A 17474-nucleotide genomic window follows, 5' to 3' on the forward strand; every position below is an offset into this window, starting at 1 on the left:
ATATGTATAATTCCAGGCTCAGGCACCAATAGAAAATATTTTTTGATAAAATCGGGTTAGGGTAATTTCTTCCTGTTGCCAGCACCATTTTTCACGCATTATCAGACAGTTCTCCTGCAATTTTCTATAAAAGGAAGTATCTGTCAGAGTTTTGTTGATTATAACAGCCAGCACAACAGGATCATTACTATCCACAAGAACAGCAACAGGGGCTATATTGTTTAGTTGGTGGTAAACAGGGAAGTCTACACAAATTTGTGGAGTGGCTGCATGGAGATAATCAAAGAAGCGATTTGCGAGCGACAAATAGTTGCTTAACCCGTTATTTTCAAATAAGGTAAATCCGAGTGATGCTTTTGCTGTAATTGTTCTCAGGTTTTCAGGTAAGTATTTACCCTTAAATATTACTTTATCCTGTACATTATATTTTGCTACCAACTCTTTAACCTGTTCCATAAAATTTCCATCACCACATATCCAAAGGGGCATCTCCACCCATTGCATGGCCGGAATAAGTGTTTCAAAATTACGACCCTCATTCACAGCTCCCTGGTATAAGAGGAAAGGTTCTTTTTCCAATGAAAAACTATTCTCCACCAATACCGGCACATTCCGTATTACCTCATAAACAACCCCGTAATCATTTTTGAAAATCTCCGCTAACGGAGCATTCACTGTATATCCTATTGGGAAGCGCGGAACATATTTTCTTTCCACCCATTTCCAGATCCGAAATATAATTGGCCTGCTCACAACCTCCTTCATCTCACAAAAAAGTTCATGGGCGTCATATACCCTTTTTTTCTTTCTTATGCGAGAGGCATAATAAACGGGGATAATAGTATCCAGATCGATAGCACCCATCAGGTCGGCCCACTGAAAAAGCAACCATATAAATAACCGCAGATTATATTCCAGGTAAAACAACTTCCCTTTTGAAAAAAAGAGCCGGAATCTTTTCTGTTTGAATACCTGTGCAGAAAGGGGGGGAGAGGATTTTGTTGAAAAACCTACCAGCATAACATCATAACCTGCATGCTGCAGACTGGTGCAGATCCTTTGCATTCGCTGGTCAAACACAAGGTCGTTCGTTACTGAAAAGATGAGTTTTTTCTTACCCATTAATATTCCCTCCGGGTTGCCGCATGATGTCATAGATATCTTCAATCAGCTCCACCGATAGAATTCCTTCCGCCGGGTCCATGTACTTGTATGAATCATCCTGGAGTGAATCGATCATCGCTTTATAAACAAGATGATGATTACTCATGCTGCCCTTATAAGATCCATAATCATTGGCCGCGGCTGCCAGCGGCAATTCAGGCAATGCTAATCCCTCCACCGCAAAATGGGTCAGTTCATTCAAATAAGTTCCACCAATCCTTACCGTTCCCCTGTTGCCAAAGATGGCAAGCGATCCTTCCATATTTTCGCGCCATGCATTTAGGCTATACTGGATGGTTCCTGTCGCCCCATTCTCTAATTCCAGTACAACCCGACCTTCATCTTCAAATGAAATATCCGGATGCGAATAATTATTTCCCGATGCATGAAGAATATTGGCTGGCTTACCCAGGAACCAGATGAGCAGGTCAATAAAATGGCTGAACTGGGTGTAGAGGGGGCCGCCATCCAGATCAAGGCTACCCCGCCAGGTAGAAAACGCAAAATAGTTGGCACTTCGGTTCCAGAAACAATTGAGCTGAAAACCATGGATATCACCAAGGGCCCCTTCATCCAGCAATCCTTTTATATAGGTGACCGGTGGGTTAAAACGGTTCTGCTTCACCACGAAAAGGCGCTTACCGGCTTCTTGGGCTGCTTCAACCATCAACCTGGCATCCGTGCCCGAAATAGCCATCGGCTTCTCACAAAGTACATGGCAGCCCGCCCTGAGGGCATCAATAGCCTGATATGCATGAAGCCCGTTTGGCGTGCAGATCACAACAATATCAGGCTTTTCCGCTGCCAGGAGTTCATCCATCTGACCATATCCGGGCACACCATATTGTATGCAGAGATCAGTTAATTTTGCCGGGTCGGTATCGCATAAAGCCACCAGCCGCCCCATGCCGGCAGCTAGGCTGGCGTGTCGCCGGCCGATCTGGCCACATCCGATGATTGCATAACGATAGGGCATGGGCGTAGAATAAGGAGGCAAAATCCAAAAAAAATGGCATATTGAAAGCTAAATCTGGATATTTCCCTTAACTTTGCCGCCAATTTAAGCAGATTTAACTATTGGATGTTTCTTAAAAAAAGAAAAGATGTCTTATTTAACTAAAGAAAAAAAAGCTAACATTTTCACTGAATTTGGTGGCAGCGCTGCAAATACAGGTTCTATAGAAGGACAGATCGCCCTTCTCACAGAACGTATCAGCTCTATCTCTAAACACCTGCAGGCAAACAAGAAAGATTTTTCTACTCACCGCGGACTGATGCAAATGGTAGGGAAGCGTAAGCGCCTCCTTATTTATATGAGCAAGCACAACCTGACTGGCTATCGCCAGCTGATTGAGAAACTCGGTATCAGAAAGTAAGTGAACTGATGATATGATATAACTATTCCCAACTAATTTGAACGGTTGGGAATAGTTTTTTTTGCATGCCATCTGTTTTTGTCTAACAGCATTTAAACCATAGCATTCTATGTTATCACAACCTATTAACGTCAGCTTCGAGATCAGCAGTGGCCGCACAGTCACTATTGAAACAGGTAAGCTGGCTCGCCAGGCCGATGGTGCGGTTACCGTACGCCAGGGAAATTGTATTATCCTCGCTACAGCTGTCGCCAATAAAGAACCCAAAGAAGGTCAGAGTTTCTTTCCTCTCACGGTCGACTACCAGGAGAAATTCGCCTCTGCAGGTCGTATCCCCGGATCATTCTTCAAGCGCGAAAGCAAGCTCAACGATTATGAAGTACTTACCAGCCGTTTGATCGACCGCGCACTTCGCCCTCTTTTCCCCGAAGACTATCTCTGCGATGTTCAGATCCTCGTTACCCTCATGTCGAGCGATCCTGAAGTTATGCCCGATGCTCTTGCATGCCTCGCTGCCTCTGCAGCACTCGCTGTTTCAGATATTCCCATCCAGGAAAGTATTTCTGAAGTTCGTATCGCCAGGATCAACGGTGAGTTCGTCGTGAACCCTTACCGCTCTGAACTCGCTAAAGCTGATATGGATTTCATCATCGCTGCCACCGAAAAGAATATCATGATGGTGGAAGGCGGTTCTAAAGAGTGTTCGGAAGAAGATCTTATCCGTGCTATTGAACTCGCACATGAAGCAATCCAGGTGCAGGTAAAAGCCCAACTCGAACTTCGTGCACTCAAGGGCGTTACTACCAAGCGTGAATATGCGAAACCTGCTCTCAATGAAGAATTGAAAGCTAAGGTTGAAGCATTCGCAAAAGACAAGGTTTATGCTGTTGCCAAAGCTGCCCTTGCAAAACATGATCGCAGCGATAAGTTTGATGCTATCGGTGTTGAACTGATGGAACACCTGAAAGCTGAATATAATGTTGAAGAAGGTGGAAGTCTTGATGATACCATCAAGAAGCAGGCGAAGAATTTCTATGCCGACCTTCAATACTATGTTGTTCGTGATATGATCCTGAACGACCGTGTTCGTCTTGATGGCCGTGGCCTTGAAGATGTTCGTCCGCTCGCGATGGAAATTGATGTATTGCCTTCTCCCCATGGTGCTGCCCTCTTTACCCGTGGTGAAACGCAATCAATTACTACTGTTACCCTGGGTACACCACTCGACGAATTACTCGTTGAAAGTGCAGCCACATCTGACTATACTAAATTCATCCTGCATTATAACTTCCCTCCGTTCTCAACAGGTGAAGTGAAGATGATGAGAGGTCCGGGCCGCCGCGAAGTTGGTCATGGTGCCCTTGCCATGCGCTCCCTCAAGCAGATGATGCCAGGTGATGATTTCCCTTACACAGTTCGCGTGGTAAGTGATATCCTGGAATCGAATGGTTCTTCTTCCATGGCTACTGTATGCGCAGGTTCACTTGCCCTTATGGATGCCGGTATCCCTATGCCTAAGCACGTATCTGGTGTTGCAATGGGACTGATCACCAAGGAAGGAAAATTTGCCGTCCTCACTGATATCCTTGGTGATGAAGATCACCTTGGTGATATGGACTTTAAAGTGACCGGTACCCGCGACGGTATCTGTGGTGTACAGATGGATATTAAAGTGGATGGACTTAGCATGGATATCATGCGCCAGGCTCTCATGCAGGCCAACCGTGGTCGCATGCACATCCTTGATGCCATGTATGCAACCATCGACAAGGCTCGCGAAGATGTTAAGCCACATGCACCACGGATGGTTAAACTCTTTATCGATAAAGAATTCATCGGTGCAGTGATCGGACCAGGTGGTAAAGTGATCCAGGAAATGCAGCGTGAAACAGGTACTACCATCAATATCGAGGAGAAAAATAATCAAGGTGAAGTAAGCATCTTTGGTACCAAGAAGGAAAATGTTGATAAGGCAGTAAACTGGATCAAGGGTATAGCCTCCCAGCCAACTGTTGGAGATGTATATGAAGCAACTGTGAAGAGCATCCAGCCTTATGGCGCTTTTGTAGAGTTCCTTCCCGGCAAACAGGGCTTGCTGCATATCTCTGAAGTAAGCTGGAAACGTCTTGAAACACTGGAAGGTGTTCTGAAAGAAGGGGATATGGTTAAGGTTAAACTTACCGGTACCGATCCTAAATCAGGTAAGTTCAAACTGAGCCGTAAAATTCTGCTCCCCAAGCCGGAAGGCCAGGGCAACTCAAGGCAGGAATATGGTAATGATTAAATTATAAGATTACAACCAAAACCCCGATCATTGGTCGGGGTTTTTAATTAGTATTATATGAGGAATAGCTATCAGCAGGTATCCATTGCTGTTACCAATGAAGAACAGAAAGATATTATCCTGGCCCTGATGGCCGACGCAGGTTTTGAAGGATTCGTGGATGAACGCTCTGTTTTAAAAGCCTTTATTCCATCCACCAATTTTGAACCGGCGATGGTGGAGGAGATCCTGCAGCCTTTAGGAGTAAAATGGGAAACTGAAACAATAGAACAGCGCAACTGGAACGCTGAGTGGGAAGCAGGTTTTGAACCTGTAGTGGTGGATGGATATTGTGCCATCAGGGCCGATTTCCATGAATCTGTTAACGGCGTTACGCATGAAATAATCATCACGCCTAAAATGAGTTTCGGAACAGGCCATCATGCAACCACTTTTATGATGGTGGAAGCAATGCGTTCCATCAATTTTGATGGCAAAAAAGTGCTTGATTTCGGAACCGGTACAGGAATACTCGCAATACTTGCTGAAAAGATGGGAGCAGCATCAGTAATGGCCATTGATATTGATGCGTGGAGCATTGAAAACACCGGGGAAAATATTGCTCGTAATGGTTGTTCTAAGATAGAAATACAATTGACAGATAGCATTCCTGTTTCAGAAACATATGATATTATTCTTGCAAATATCAACAGGAATGTTGTTTTATCACAGTTGAGCGAAATGGTGAAACACAGTGCTGCAGGCAGTTTCATTGTGATCAGCGGCTTATTGCAATCTGATGGTTCTGATCTCCTGTCTGCAATAGAAGAGCATTCACTTACGTTAATTAATAAGCTGGAAAGAAATAGCTGGTTATGCTGGGAGCTTGTTGTTAAAGAAACAAACAGATGAATTTTTAATAGCCTGTTTTCCCTATTTTTGAAATCCAACTTAAACACTACATGAAAGAGGCTCTGCTGATATTATTGGCCTATTGTATCGGCTCTATACCTACCGCAGTATGGGTAAGTAAACATTATTTCGGTATTGATATACGCGACTATGGCAGTGGTAATGCCGGCGCTACTAACACCTTCAGGGTTCTTGGTTCAAAGTGGGGAACACTTGTAATGGTCATTGATGTGCTGAAAGGATTTCTTGCTGTTAAACTCTCCTTACTGGTTCCCTATTATTTTGATAATGATATAGCTTTTACCAATCTTCAGCTTGGGTTAGGAATGGCAGCAGTACTTGGACATGTATTTCCGCTCTGGGCCGATTTCAAGGGGGGAAAAGGTGTAGCAACACTTTTTGGATTGGTAATAGGGATCTCTCCCTGGACGGCACTTGGATGCTCCGGCGTATTTATGCTTGTTCTTTATCTCACCCGTTTTGTATCGCTGAGTTCTATACTTGCAAGTGTTGCATTCCCTGTTTTTATCCTGATAATTTTCAATGTTGATAATCACGCGTATCGTGTGTTTGCCATTGTTGTTGCCTTGCTGGTGATCTTAACCCACCAGAAAAATATTACCCGTCTCCTAAAGGGTAGTGAAAGCAAGGTTCCCATCTTGAAATATCGCGACCGGCGACGTAAACGACGGCTTTAACTTCTTCTTTTTAAGTGGTTTAACGTCTTCTTCTGTAATTTTACAGTGGTTGGTATAAGAATTGAATATATAACCTGTAAACCCGAATAGCATGAAGAAGATTTTAATAGCCGCTGCTATTGCTACCAGCATCGTATCCTGTAGCAAAAATCCCATCACTGGCAGAAACCAGTTAGCACTGGTACCTGAATCACAGGTGCAAGCGATGGCAGTAGAACAATACCAATCATTCCTCTCGCAGAATAAAGTTGTTAGCGCCTCCGCAAGTAAAGATGCAGAGATGGTAAGAAGGGTTGGACAAAGAATTGCCAACTCCGTTACCAAATTCTATAGAGAGAAAGGACTTTCTGAAGAACTTGCAGGTTTCAAGTGGGAATATAATCTCGTTGATTCCAAAGAAGTAAACGCATGGTGTATGCCGGGCGGTAAAATCGTAGTGTATACCGGTCTTCTGCCTGTTACTCAAAACGAAGCTGCGCTGGCAGTAGTTGTTGGACATGAGGTTGCACACGCGCTTGCGCATCATGGAAGTGAGCGTATGAGCCAGGGACTTCTACAACAGCTTGGTGGTGTTGCCCTTGCAGTAGCCATGAGTAATAAGCCAGCTGAAACACAGAATTTGTTCATGAATGCTTATGGTATTGGAACAACCTATGGTGTGATGCTGCCTTTCAGCCGTAGCAATGAATTAGAGGCCGATAAGCTGGGACTTATCTTCACTGCCTTATCAGGCTACAACCCACAGGAGGCAGTTCCATTATGGCAGCGTATGGCAGCCCTTAACAAAGGTCAGCGTCCGCCGGAATTTGCCAGCACCCACCCTGCAGAAGAAACAAGGATCAGGCAGTTGCAGAAGATGATGCCTGAAGCAATGAAATATTACAAGCCTATTGGCAGATAATCAATCGATTACCCTATTATACCAAGGTCCCACCGCCATGCGGTGGGATTTTTTCATGGTTTTACTTGCCATAGCGCCCGATTTTTTGTAAATTTGCCTCCCGCTATATTATCTCTTCAGTTAATTTAGATCAGGTATGATGCAGACTTTATTCGAGAAACTCCAATACAAAGAAGAAAAAAATCTGCTGATCCAGGGATTACCATCATCCATCGAGAAGCAATTCAGCAAGCTGACCTTCGCAAAAAATGTTACCCCGCTGCTAAAAAGCAGGAGGATAGATTTTGCCCTGGTTTTTGCCATCAACGAAAACCAATTGAATGGTATTCTCCAGGATGTTCTCCCTGCTCTCCATGAAGAATCAAAACTCTGGATCGCCTATCCCAAAACCACCAGCAAGATCGTCTCCAATCTTAACCGTGATTGCAGTTGGAATATGGTGGTAAGCGCCGGCTATGAAGGTGTACGCCAGGTGGCCCTCGATTCAGTTTGGAGCGCACTTCGTTTCAAAAAATGTGAGCAGATCAGGAACATGGCAAGGGCTTCCGCTAATGGTGGACTGCCAGCTGAAACGGAAGGTGTTGATTTCAAAAATCGAACTGTTGAAATCCCTGAAGCTCTTCAGAAACAACTCACTCTCAAGAAGCATAAAAAGGCCCTGGAACATTTTGAGAAACTTTCCTTTACCAACAAAAAGGAATACGTTGAATGGATCACCAGCGCCCGCAAAGAGGAAACAAAACAGAATCGACTCTCTGCTACGGTTGAAAAACTAATGGCAGGAAAGAAGAATCCGGCAGAAAGATAAGCCGGTCTCTGGATCTTCCTTATTGCAGGCATTTTTGAGAGAGTTGCCGGATAACTGTAAACCTTAATCTCTCAAAAATGAAAAAATCAATCTTGTCCACCTGGCTGTTGCTGCTATCAATCAGCCTATTGCTTGCTTATTGCAAGGGTAAGAATCAGGAATCAGCTAATGCAATCAATAGCATAGAAAATTTACGCAGAGGGGATATAGTCCTATGCGGCCCCGACCAACGCCAGCTTGGCAAAACAGACTTCAGTTTTTCCTGTTCTGAAAAGTCGAGAGATACCTTCAATATGGGCCTTGCCTTATTGCATTCCTTTGAATATAGTGAAGCAGAAAAAGCTTTTGTAAAAGTGTTGGAGAATGATCCTGACTGCGCCATGGCCTACTGGGGAATCGCTATGGCCAATTTTCATCCGCTATGGGCTGCTCCAAATAAAGAGGAATTACAAAAAGGAGCGAAGGCTAGTGCAATCGCGCTTAAACTGAAAGGAAGTAATAAAAGGGAACAAGCCTATATAGAAGCCATCCATACATTCTTTAACGGGCATGAAGAGCTAAAACATGCGGCAAGGGCAAAGCAGTATGAACAGGCAATGGAAAAGATCTACCTCGAATATCCTGATGATAAAGAGGCAGCAATTTTATATACCCTCGCCCTGGATGCTACAGCTGATCCCGCTGATAAAACTTATACCAACCAGAAAAAGGCTGGTGCCATTCTTAATAAACTATATCCTGGCAGGCCCGATCATCCCGGAGTTGTTCATTATATCATTCATAATTATGATTATCCCGAGCTCGCACCATTGGGACTCGAAGCTGCCCGCAAATATGCTTCCGTAGCGCCTTCATCGGCCCATGCACTGCATATGCCTTCCCATATTTTCACCCGCATGGGTTTGTGGGATGAATCTATACAGTCGAACCTCGCTTCTGCAGCGGCCGCTAAATGCTATGCAGAAGCGCTAGGTGCCAATGCACACAATGACCAGGAACTTCATGCCATGGATTACCTTGTGTATGCCTATCTGCAAACCGGACAGGAACAGAAGGCAAAAGAACAAATCGATTATCTCCGTTCCATGAAAAGTATGTTCCCCGAAGGGCAGACATCAACCTATGCAATTGCGGCTATGCCGGCCCGTTATGTACTGGAACTTCGCAACTGGAAAGAAGCCGCAACCCTCGACACTACTACTACTTTATTCGATATGGATAAATACCCCTGGAGTAAGGCCATCATTCATTTCACCCGTGTTTTAGGAGCGGTACATACACGCGATATTGCTGCTGCCAGAAAAGATCTTTCCTCACTGCAAAACCAGCATGCCCGTCTGGTGAAATCCGGGGATGACTATAAGGCCAACCAGGTTCTTATACAGGTTAAAATGGCCGATGCATGGATTCAATTTGCAGAGGGTGATAAAGAAAAGGCCTTAGCCGGCATGCAGGCTGCCGCAGATCTGGAAGAGAAAACAGGAAAGCACCCGGTAACACCGGGAGAGGTTATCCCTGCAAGGGAATTGCTGGGAGATATGTTGCTGGCTGCAGGTAAAAATGAAGCGGCGCAAGAGGCATTCCAAGCCAATCTTAAAAGAACGCCCAACAGAAAAAATAGTCTTAGTGGTGCATCTATTGCTGCCTCCCGGTCAGGAGCCGTTGCCATTCATCGACCATGAATAAACAGGATACTTAACGAACAATAACCGTTCCGAGGTGACGGAGTAATTCGCGCTCCATATCTTTCAATGCTTTGTGCGTAGCTAATAAATTGAGCTGCTCTTCGGGTGAGTGCGGCACACCAAGATCCTTTTGGTTTTCATCGATCATCCTTTTGATCTTTCTCAGCTTTAAATACCCCAGCGTAGAGATCACTTCCTGTTTATAGGATTCCTCTCTTGAACTAACAGCCATCTCAAATTTGTCTTTCCATTTATCACTTAACTCATAAGGGAACTCCAGCAGCGAAACCACCACCGCACTTAATTCCTGGTTCTCATGATAGAAAAAATTCTTTGCTGTGGGCTCAAGCCCTGCATCATACCAGAGCTTATAGGTATTGATCACCTCAAGCAATTTCTTATTATCAAAAAGATCATCTTCCACACATTCACTGAAAATATGGTCTGCCACCTTATTGTTATCATCCCATTGCATACTGCCAAATTCAATGAGCGCACGCACAACAGCCCTTTCCTGTAATTCATCTTTCAGCAACAACTGAAATCCTTCATCTGATGCCGAACCATCAAAGTCCATCGGTGGCGGCATCTCATTATGGGAATAAGCCTGTTCAGAAAACTGTTTGCTTTCCAGCTTATTAACCTTTTCCCTTATAAATTTATTCACCAGGTTAGTGAATCCGCTTTCTTCTATTTGCAGCAATTCGGAACATTGACGGATATAATCCTGCTGCCGAGTAAAATCTTCCGCCTTATTGATCCTTGATAATGTTTCTGCCATCTGGTTCACTACCGCCGCCTTCTTCTGGCTGTCTGTGCCGGCATCTTTCAACGCTACCTCCAGCTGGAAAATGATAAAGTCTTTTTTATTCTCTGCAACAAACTGGCGGAATGCTTCTGCGCCTACCTTGTTTACATAACTGTCGGGATCTTCCTTGTCGGGTATCAGTACCAGCTTTACATTCAGCCCTTCTTCAAGGGCCATATCAAGCCCTCTTAAAGCTGCTTTAATGCCCGCTGCATCACCATCATAGATGATGGTCAGATTATTGGTGTACTTGCGCACCAGCCTTATCTGCTCAGTGGTAAGCGATGTTCCTCCACTGGCAACTACATTTTCAATGCCTGCCTGGTGCAGTGATATCACATCCGTATAACCTTCCACCAACAGACACTCTTCAAACTTATCGATCACCTGCCGCGCAAAAAACATCCCGTAAAGAATGCGGCTCTTGATATAGATCTCGTTCTCCGGTGTGTTGATATATTTTGGTGCCCGGTCATTCTTCTTAATGATCCGCGCGCCAAATCCTATGACCTTACCTGTGGTATTATGAATAGGAAAAATGATCCTTCCCCGGTAATTGTCTACCAACTCTTCATTGCGTAAAGCCACCAGTCCCGATTTAACCAGCAGCTCCCGATTATACTGTTTGGATAGCGCCTCCGTTACAAATGCATTGCGCGATTCCTTACAATAACCCAAATGAAATTTCTCAATAATGGCTTCATTGAAACCCCGCTCTTTAAGATAACTGAAGGCGATATCCTGTCCTTCCTCATCATTCAAAAGAACTTCTGAAAAATACTTCTGGGCAAATCCATTCAGGATATAGAGACTATCAGCAACCTGTTGTTGTGCCTTTACCTCTGCACTAACCTCAGTTTCTTCCACCTCCACATTGTAGCGCCCCGCCAGCCATTTCAATGCCTCCACATAACTATACTTTTCATGCTCCATTACGAAGCTGATAGTATTGCCGCTTTTACCACAGCCGAAACACTTATAGATCTCCTTATTGGGTGAAACAGTGAAACTTGGTGTCTTCTCATTGTGAAAGGGACAGAGGCCCAGGTAATTGGTTCCCCTCTTTTTTAGCTTAACAAAACTGCCCACCACATCAATAATATCAATGCGACTGAGGATCTGTTGTATAGTGGCCTGTGTGATCATGAAGGAAGGGCAAATTACGTAGAGATGAAGAGATCAGGAAATGTAACCTTAAATTTGCACCTCAAACTACAAACCATGATTCCTTACTGGCTTTCAAGAACAGAATTATTGCTGGGTGATGAACCGGTAAAGAGTCTTATGAGCAAGCATGTGCTGGTGGTTGGACTCGGTGGCGTTGGAGGCATATGCAGCGAAATGATTGCCAGGGCAGGAGTAGGGCGGATGACAATAGTTGATGGCGACAAGGTGGATCTCAGCAATTGTAACCGGCAGATCCCGGCACTTCATTCAACTGCCGGCAAGCCCAAAGCGGATATCATGGCAGAAAGATTGAAGGATATCAATCCGGATATCAATCTCACCGTAATTCGTGAACATATTGAAGGGGAAAGAATTCGCGAGATCCTCACAGCAGGCGACTATGATTTTGTAGTAGATTGTATTGACACCCTCTCACCCAAAGTAGCATTTCTGCAATGCTGTGTTGAACTGGCTCTTCCCGTGGTGAGTTCACTGGGTGCCGGGGGAAAGGTTGATCCGCTGAAGGTAACCATAACGGAAATTGAAAATACCCATCAATGCAACCTTGCCAGGTATGTTAGAAAGAGACTGAACAAACTCGGTATCCGTAGCGGTATCAAGGTTGTATTCTCCCCCGAAATTGTTGACCAGAGCAGGATCATTGAAACAGAAAAAGCTTACCCCAAAAAATCACTGATCGGCACCATCAGTTATATGCCCGCCATCTTTGGTTGCATGTGCGCCAGTGTAGTGATCAGGGAACTCTATGGCAGCCCGGTTACTGAAGAACCTGCTTCAATTCATCAAGACTAACAAGTCCCTGCTTCTGCCATAACTGCTTGCCATCCTTATATACAAAAAAATGAGGGAGACCTTCCACCTTCATGTATTTCATCACATCCGTATTAATACCGCCATCAATTTTCTGCAGGCTGAATTTTCCTTCCAGCTCTGTTTGTAATTGTGCCAGCACTGGTTCCATTTTTCTGCAGGGAGGGCACCAGGAGGCACCGAAATCAACAAGTACAAGTCCGGGTTGATTGATGAGCTGCTGGTATTCCGAGGTACTCATCTGGCTGGTAGATTTATCACCCGTTACTTTTTTCCCATCCCGCTTCCATTTATTCAGTCCACCCGTAAGTTCATAAACCTTGTATCCGTTAGAACGCAGTAGCTCAGCCGCTTCTGCACTTCTTACACCGGAAGCACAATAGATCATCACAGGCCTGCTTTTATCAAGATGTCGGGTGCGCTCTTCAAATTCTTTTTTATCAAGCCAGTTGGCCTGCATGGCCTGGTCAATATAACCCGACTTAAATTCACCTGCAGTCCTCACATCTAATATCTGTACTGTTTTATCCTGCAGCTTTTCTTCAAAGGCAGCAGGGCTGAGGCGGTATTCAGTTTGAGCGGAGGTTTGGCAACTCCATGTCAATAATGCAATGGAAAGCAAAAGTATTAGCCTTGTCATAGTGGTAGCTGATTGATTTCTTTTACAAATTTAGTGCGATGTTTCAGTTCTTCCATCACATTAAATATTATCGGGCAACGGCCATAATGCATCAGCAGCCCAAACATCCTTTTGCTGAAACCAGGCTCATCTAAATGAGGGAATGCCCTGCAGCCTTCAAAGCGATATTCATATACAGAACATTTATTATCCTCCAGAAAATGACAGGGAATGGTATTGATAACGAATTGTCCTCCCTGGCTTTCTTCGAGGTAAGCTGCTTTAACTTCGTCAGGATTCCGTTGCAGGTGCTGCGCAAGGGGCAATATCTCTTCCTCGCTTACATTGATCATCAGGCTACGGCAGCAATTGCCACAAGAAGTGCAATCGATGAAGGGCTCAACAGATTTATTGATCTCCTGCACCATACCATCCACATCGCCGGGATAGCTTCGGATAAAATCACGGAAGGCTTCATTCTCCTGAAGCCGGTGGTCGGCAGCAAGAGAAATGACAGCAAGATCTTTCACCAAAAGCAGGGGATCAGTCATCCTCTTCCTCCCAGTCTTCCTCAACCCCTTCCTCAACTTCCTCTTCCTCCTCTTCTTCATAGAGGGAAAGGATAGCAGCGGCACTGTCATAATCCAGCTCCTCGATCACCTCGAAGATGGTATCGGTGCGGAGCTTCCAGAAGTCTTCTTCAACCTGCCCGAAACTTCTTAATAAAATACATTTATCAGTAAGTGCCAGTACAGAGATCATTTCGATATCTGTATCAGCATCTCCTTTAACCAGGTAAAAATTACCCGGCTGTAGTTCGGAATAGGTTGTCATATATGAATTTTTAGAAAATCATTTGTTACTCTTCTCCATCCTCGTAAAAGGCATCCTCACTATAATAAGTGGTCTGAAATTCTTTTACCTTATCATCTGATAACAGCTCGAGAATCTCATGGATGGGGTCCTGCTTCTTCTTCCATTCCGTGACCTCGGTTTCACCAAATCGCGTGATAAACATGCAATAATCTGTATGCATGTTCACTTTGATCAATGACACCGGTCCGTCCACATTCTCCTGGATCAGATAATAACAACTCGTTTCCAACAAGGAATAGCTATACATACTCTACAATTTTTCAACAATTAAAAACTAATAACGGGTTGTAAATCAGCACTTAATGGGTTAGTAGCTTCGGCATAAGCGGACAACATTTGCGGGTTAGTATCTGTTCGTTGCCCTCCTTAAAAAACCGAGGCGGACATCAAAAATAAGATTATTCCCCGAGCTGCAAAACAAGATGGGTTAAAGTACCCAAATTTAAAATACTCTTAACCAAAGCTGATTGATTATCAATATTATACATATGTACGCCGATTATCCACAACAGTGCAAAAACAGTTGACTTAAACCTGGCAGTCCTTTCTTTATATTTGCCAGCTTGAGATAGGCAAGGAGTTGAAAAAAGACAATTATGGCAGATTTAATTAAGCAGGTTGAATATACTGAGGACTCCATCCGTAGCCTCGACTGGCGGGAGCATATCCGCCTCCGCCCGGGTATGTATATCGGTAAACTGGGCGATGGTAGCAGTGCCGATGATGGCATCTATGTTTTACTCAAAGAAGTGCTCGACAACTGTATTGATGAACATACCATGGGTTATGGCAGGCAAATTGAGTTGAATATAAAAGATAAAATGGTAACCATCCGCGACTATGGCCGCGGCATTCCGCTCGGTAAAGTGGTTGATGTGGTTAGCAAGATCAATACCGGAGCGAAATATGACAGCAAGGCCTTCCAGAAAAGTGTGGGACTGAACGGCGTGGGTACCAAAGCGGTAAATGCCCTGAGTGCCTATTTCAAAGTCACCGCCTTCCGTGAGGGTAAAGAAAAAACGGCTGAATTTGAAAGGGGAGTGCTGGTAAAGGAATTCAAGGAAGCAGCCTCCAAAGAAAACAATGGTACCCTGGTGAACTTTATTCCGGATGATACCGTATTCCGGAATTTCCATTTCCAGGAAGAATATATCGAGAACCTGCTCTGGAATTACTGTTACCTCAACGCCGGACTTATCATCCTGTTCAATGGTAAGAAGTTTGTGAGTAAGAATGGACTACTCGATCTCCTGCAGCGCAAGACCAATGAAGATGAACTCCGTTACCCCATCATCCATCTCAAGGGCAATGATATTGAAGCAGCCATCACGCATAACAATGATTATGGCGAGGAGATCTTCAGTTTTGTAAACGGGCAGTTCACCACCCAGGGCGGTACCCACCACCAGGCATTCAGGGAAGGCTTCGTGAAAGTGATCCGCGATTTCTATAAGAAAGATTATGAAGCCTCCGACATACGGGCAAGTATAACCGCTGCCATTTCAGTTCGCGTGGTAGAGCCGGTATTTGAATCGCAGACAAAAACCAAGCTGGGATCACAATACGTTGAAGAAGGCGGACAAAGTATGAAGGTGTTTATCTATGAATTCCTTTCAAAGGAGCTGGATAACTATCTCCATAAAAACCCCTCTACGGCCGAAGCGCTTAAGAAGCGTATCGAGCAAAGTGAGCGCGAGAGAAAGGAACTGGCAGGCATTAAAAAACTGGCGAATGAAAGAGCCAAGAAAGCAAACCTGCATAATAAGAAGCTCCGCGATTGTCGCTATCATTATAATGAGGAACCTACCGGCAAAGGCAAAGAGGCCCTGGTTCAGAAACAGCAGGAGAGCACCATCTTCATTACCGAAGGTGACTCGGCCAGCGGAAGTATCACCAAGGCAAGAAATGTAGAAACACAGGCTGTATTCAGTTTGAGGGGAAAGCCACTGAACTGTTTTGGTCTCACCAAGAAAGTGGTATATGAAAACGAAGAATTCAACCTCCTGCAGCATGCACTTAATGTAGAAGATGGGATCGAAAACCTTCGCTACAACAATATCGTTTTCGCCACCGATGCTGACGTTGACGGTATGCATATCAGGTTATTGCTGATGACCTTCTTCCTTCAGTTTTTCCCCGACCTGGTTAAGAACGGCCATGTTTATATTCTGGAAACACCATTGTTCAGGGTAAGAAACAAACAGGAGACCATCTATTGTTATGATGAAACCGAAAAGCAGGCAGCTATAAAGAAGCTGGGCGGCAAACCAGAGATCACCCGCTTCAAGGGACTGGGAGAGATCTCGCCCGATGAGTTTGCCCGTTTTATTGGCGTTGATATGAAGAAGCAACCTGTACTGGTTCTTCCCGAAACCCATGTACAGCAATTGCTGGAATATTATATGGGGAAGAACACTCCGCAGCGGCAGGACTTTATCATTGATAACCTGAAGGTGGAGATTGACCTGGTGGAAGAAACAGAAGAGAGCATAAAGAAGTAATAAAGATCTAAAACAAGAAATAGTCGAGTACATGATTCATATCGTTTTCAACGAAGCAGATATTGAAGTGTTGAAGCAGGCCATCGCTTTAGATGAAAGTCTGCAGGGTGAGGTGGTTCAGATCAAAGATGATTATGCCGTGGGGCCTTTGGAAAATATTTACCTCGGCGAAGGAAGGGATGCCCGTAATGCCTGGTGGCGCGAGGTGCTGGCCGGAGGCGATTATGATGGCAAGGCCGATTCGGGTGAAGTGGATGACCTGAAAACAGCCGCGGAAATAGTGGGCAAAATGCGCCGTGACGCCGATGAAGTAATCTGGATCTGGGCTGCACAGAATAAACATGATGTGAGTGGATATTATTGGTTGCTTCATTTCATGAAAGAGTTCCAGGGAAGGGTCTATATTCTCTACCTGAATAACCTTCCTTTCCTGAATGAAAAGGGGCAGTTGTTTTACCCCACCTGGCTGCATACCATTCCACCAAAGGAATTCCTGAAAGCAAAAAAACTAAGTCGCCCTATCACCTTATCTGAATTTGAAGTGGATCCGGATGAATGGACCAGGCTATCCAATGAAAATAAAGGTGTGCGGATACTGGAAGGAGGCAAGAAACTTGTGCAGGCCGATTATGATTTCTATGATGCAGACCTGCAGAAGTTCATCACGACTGACTGGCAGAAGGCGAACAGGATCATTAACCAGTTTATCTCCAAAAACAAACATACTACCGGCGATGCATACATGCTATGGCGCTTGAAGTTGCTGATAGCCGGTGGCAATTATGATGTACAGGGAGAATTGAAGAATATGAAAGATTTCGAAGTAAAGCAAAATAGTAACCAAACGGTGGAAACAGAAGGGTAA

At 44.5% G+C, this 17474-nt stretch carries 17 protein-coding genes; 10 read left to right on the top strand and 7 right to left on the bottom strand.

All coding sequences use genetic code 11. From position 1 onward, the window contains the following. Window positions 1-18: 18 nt before the first annotated feature. Window positions 19-1122 (bottom strand): glycosyltransferase, encoded by a 1104-nt coding sequence (locus tag HY58_RS05710; RefSeq protein WP_253271510.1) that lies wholly within the window; start codon window positions 1120-1122, stop codon window positions 19-21. Continuing rightward, entirely contained in the window at window positions 1115-2140 is a 1026-nt protein-coding gene (locus HY58_RS05715) for a Gfo/Idh/MocA family protein (protein ID WP_052323871.1), read from the bottom strand. Before HY58_RS05715 ends, HY58_RS05710 begins: the two co-directional genes overlap by 8 nt. Window positions 2141-2267: 127 nt before the next feature. Here HY58_RS05715 and rpsO point away from each other — a divergent pair, with 127 nt between their 5' ends. The 7 genes from rpsO to HY58_RS05750 all read left to right on the top strand — a co-directional run bounded on the left by rpsO (window position 2268) and on the right by HY58_RS05750 (window position 9804). Beyond that, window positions 2268-2540: a 30S ribosomal protein S15 gene (gene rpsO, locus HY58_RS05720; RefSeq protein WP_039129117.1), complete on the top strand. Its 273-nt coding sequence runs from the start codon at window positions 2268-2270 to the stop codon at window positions 2538-2540. Between the two features lie 109 nt (window positions 2541-2649). Further along, window positions 2650-4824: a polyribonucleotide nucleotidyltransferase gene (locus HY58_RS05725; RefSeq protein ID WP_039129119.1), complete on the top strand. Its 2175-nt coding sequence runs from the start codon at window positions 2650-2652 to the stop codon at window positions 4822-4824. Window positions 4825-4881: 57 nt separating this feature from the next. Then, complete coding sequence (gene prmA, locus HY58_RS05730; protein WP_039129123.1) at window positions 4882-5715, top strand: 50S ribosomal protein L11 methyltransferase; 834 nt, start codon at window positions 4882-4884, stop codon at window positions 5713-5715. Window positions 5716-5765: 50 nt separating this feature from the next. Beyond that, window positions 5766-6413, top strand: a complete 648-nt coding sequence (gene plsY / locus HY58_RS05735) for a glycerol-3-phosphate 1-O-acyltransferase PlsY (RefSeq protein WP_039129124.1) — start codon at window positions 5766-5768, stop codon at window positions 6411-6413. A 91-nt stretch (window positions 6414-6504) separates the two neighbouring features. Continuing rightward, on the top strand, window positions 6505-7314 hold the full coding sequence (locus HY58_RS05740; RefSeq protein ID WP_039129126.1) for a M48 family metallopeptidase: 810 nt from the start codon (window positions 6505-6507) through the stop codon (window positions 7312-7314). 136 nt (window positions 7315-7450) lie between these two features. Further along, window positions 7451-8122: a YdeI family protein gene (locus tag HY58_RS19600; protein WP_172644606.1), complete on the top strand. Its 672-nt coding sequence runs from the start codon at window positions 7451-7453 to the stop codon at window positions 8120-8122. Between the two features lie 77 nt (window positions 8123-8199). After that, complete coding sequence (locus HY58_RS05750) at window positions 8200-9804, top strand: hypothetical protein (RefSeq protein ID WP_052323872.1); 1605 nt, start codon at window positions 8200-8202, stop codon at window positions 9802-9804. 13 nt (window positions 9805-9817) lie between these two features. On the opposite strand, the gene dnaG is transcribed toward HY58_RS05750, so the two are convergent. Next, window positions 9818-11761 carry a DNA primase gene (gene dnaG / locus HY58_RS05755; RefSeq protein ID WP_039129128.1) on the bottom strand — a complete coding sequence of 648 codons (1944 nt, stop codon included), beginning with the start codon at window positions 11759-11761 and terminating at the stop codon, window positions 9818-9820. A 24-nt stretch (window positions 11762-11785) separates the two neighbouring features. Between dnaG and HY58_RS05760 the strand changes: the two genes are divergently transcribed. Next, a complete protein-coding gene (locus HY58_RS05760; protein WP_052323873.1) occupies window positions 11786-12595 on the top strand; it encodes a ThiF family adenylyltransferase in 810 nt (269 codons plus the stop codon). Here HY58_RS05760 and HY58_RS05765 read toward each other — a convergent pair. From HY58_RS05765 to HY58_RS05780, 4 genes are read right to left on the bottom strand one after another with little or no spacing between them, the layout of a single operon-like run. Then, complete coding sequence (locus tag HY58_RS05765) at window positions 12561-13253, bottom strand: thioredoxin domain-containing protein (protein ID WP_039129131.1); 693 nt, start codon at window positions 13251-13253, stop codon at window positions 12561-12563. The two genes, HY58_RS05760 and HY58_RS05765, sit on opposite strands and share 35 nt — an antisense overlap. Next, the gene (locus HY58_RS18740; RefSeq protein ID WP_052323874.1) at window positions 13250-13783 is read right to left on the bottom strand and encodes a YkgJ family cysteine cluster protein; all 534 of its coding nucleotides are present in this window, start codon (window positions 13781-13783) and stop codon (window positions 13250-13252) included. The genes HY58_RS05765 and HY58_RS18740 overlap by 4 nt, the downstream gene beginning before the upstream one ends. After that, entirely contained in the window at window positions 13776-14066 is a 291-nt protein-coding gene (locus HY58_RS05775; protein ID WP_039129135.1) for a hypothetical protein, read from the bottom strand. The genes HY58_RS18740 and HY58_RS05775 overlap by 8 nt, the downstream gene beginning before the upstream one ends. Before the next feature lie 25 nt (window positions 14067-14091). Further along, entirely contained in the window at window positions 14092-14355 is a 264-nt protein-coding gene (locus HY58_RS05780; protein WP_039129137.1) for a hypothetical protein, read from the bottom strand. Window positions 14356-14704: 349 nt separating this feature from the next. On the opposite strand from HY58_RS05780, the gene HY58_RS05785 reads away from it, so the two are divergent. Both HY58_RS05785 and HY58_RS05790 read left to right on the top strand, forming a co-directional pair. Beyond that, entirely contained in the window at window positions 14705-16609 is a 1905-nt protein-coding gene (locus HY58_RS05785; RefSeq protein WP_039129138.1) for a DNA topoisomerase IV subunit B, read from the top strand. Between the two features lie 31 nt (window positions 16610-16640). After that, window positions 16641-17474 (top strand): DUF1835 domain-containing protein, encoded by an 834-nt coding sequence (locus HY58_RS05790; RefSeq protein WP_039129139.1) that lies wholly within the window; start codon window positions 16641-16643, stop codon window positions 17472-17474.

It is taken from the genome of Flavihumibacter sp. ZG627 (genome assembly GCF_000814325.1).
Taxonomy (GTDB): domain Bacteria; phylum Bacteroidota; class Bacteroidia; order Chitinophagales; family Chitinophagaceae; genus Flavihumibacter.

Excerpts from the sequence above, each read along its gene's own strand:
- HY58_RS05710 (WP_253271510.1), bottom strand. The coding sequence starts at position 1,122 with ATGGGTAAGAAAAAACTCATCTTTTCAGTAACGAACGACCTTGTGTTT.
- HY58_RS05715 (WP_052323871.1), bottom strand. The coding sequence starts at position 2,140 with ATGCCCTATCGTTATGCAATCATCGGATGTGGCCAGATCGGCCGGCGA.
- rpsO (WP_039129117.1), top strand. The coding sequence starts at position 2,268 with ATGTCTTATTTAACTAAAGAAAAAAAAGCTAACATTTTCACTGAATTT.
- HY58_RS05725 (WP_039129119.1), top strand. The coding sequence starts at position 2,650 with ATGTTATCACAACCTATTAACGTCAGCTTCGAGATCAGCAGTGGCCGC.
- prmA (WP_039129123.1), top strand. The coding sequence starts at position 4,882 with ATGAGGAATAGCTATCAGCAGGTATCCATTGCTGTTACCAATGAAGAA.
- plsY (WP_039129124.1), top strand. The coding sequence starts at position 5,766 with ATGAAAGAGGCTCTGCTGATATTATTGGCCTATTGTATCGGCTCTATA.
- HY58_RS05740 (WP_039129126.1), top strand. The coding sequence starts at position 6,505 with ATGAAGAAGATTTTAATAGCCGCTGCTATTGCTACCAGCATCGTATCC.
- HY58_RS19600 (WP_172644606.1), top strand. The coding sequence starts at position 7,451 with ATGATGCAGACTTTATTCGAGAAACTCCAATACAAAGAAGAAAAAAAT.
- HY58_RS05750 (WP_052323872.1), top strand. The coding sequence starts at position 8,200 with ATGAAAAAATCAATCTTGTCCACCTGGCTGTTGCTGCTATCAATCAGC.
- dnaG (WP_039129128.1), bottom strand. The coding sequence starts at position 11,761 with ATGATCACACAGGCCACTATACAACAGATCCTCAGTCGCATTGATATT.
- HY58_RS05760 (WP_052323873.1), top strand. The coding sequence starts at position 11,786 with ATGAAGAGATCAGGAAATGTAACCTTAAATTTGCACCTCAAACTACAA.
- HY58_RS05765 (WP_039129131.1), bottom strand. The coding sequence starts at position 13,253 with ATGACAAGGCTAATACTTTTGCTTTCCATTGCATTATTGACATGGAGT.
- HY58_RS18740 (WP_052323874.1), bottom strand. The coding sequence starts at position 13,783 with ATGACTGATCCCCTGCTTTTGGTGAAAGATCTTGCTGTCATTTCTCTT.
- HY58_RS05775 (WP_039129135.1), bottom strand. The coding sequence starts at position 14,066 with ATGACAACCTATTCCGAACTACAGCCGGGTAATTTTTACCTGGTTAAA.
- HY58_RS05780 (WP_039129137.1), bottom strand. The coding sequence starts at position 14,355 with ATGTATAGCTATTCCTTGTTGGAAACGAGTTGTTATTATCTGATCCAG.
- HY58_RS05785 (WP_039129138.1), top strand. The coding sequence starts at position 14,705 with ATGGCAGATTTAATTAAGCAGGTTGAATATACTGAGGACTCCATCCGT.
- HY58_RS05790 (WP_039129139.1), top strand. The coding sequence starts at position 16,641 with ATGATTCATATCGTTTTCAACGAAGCAGATATTGAAGTGTTGAAGCAG.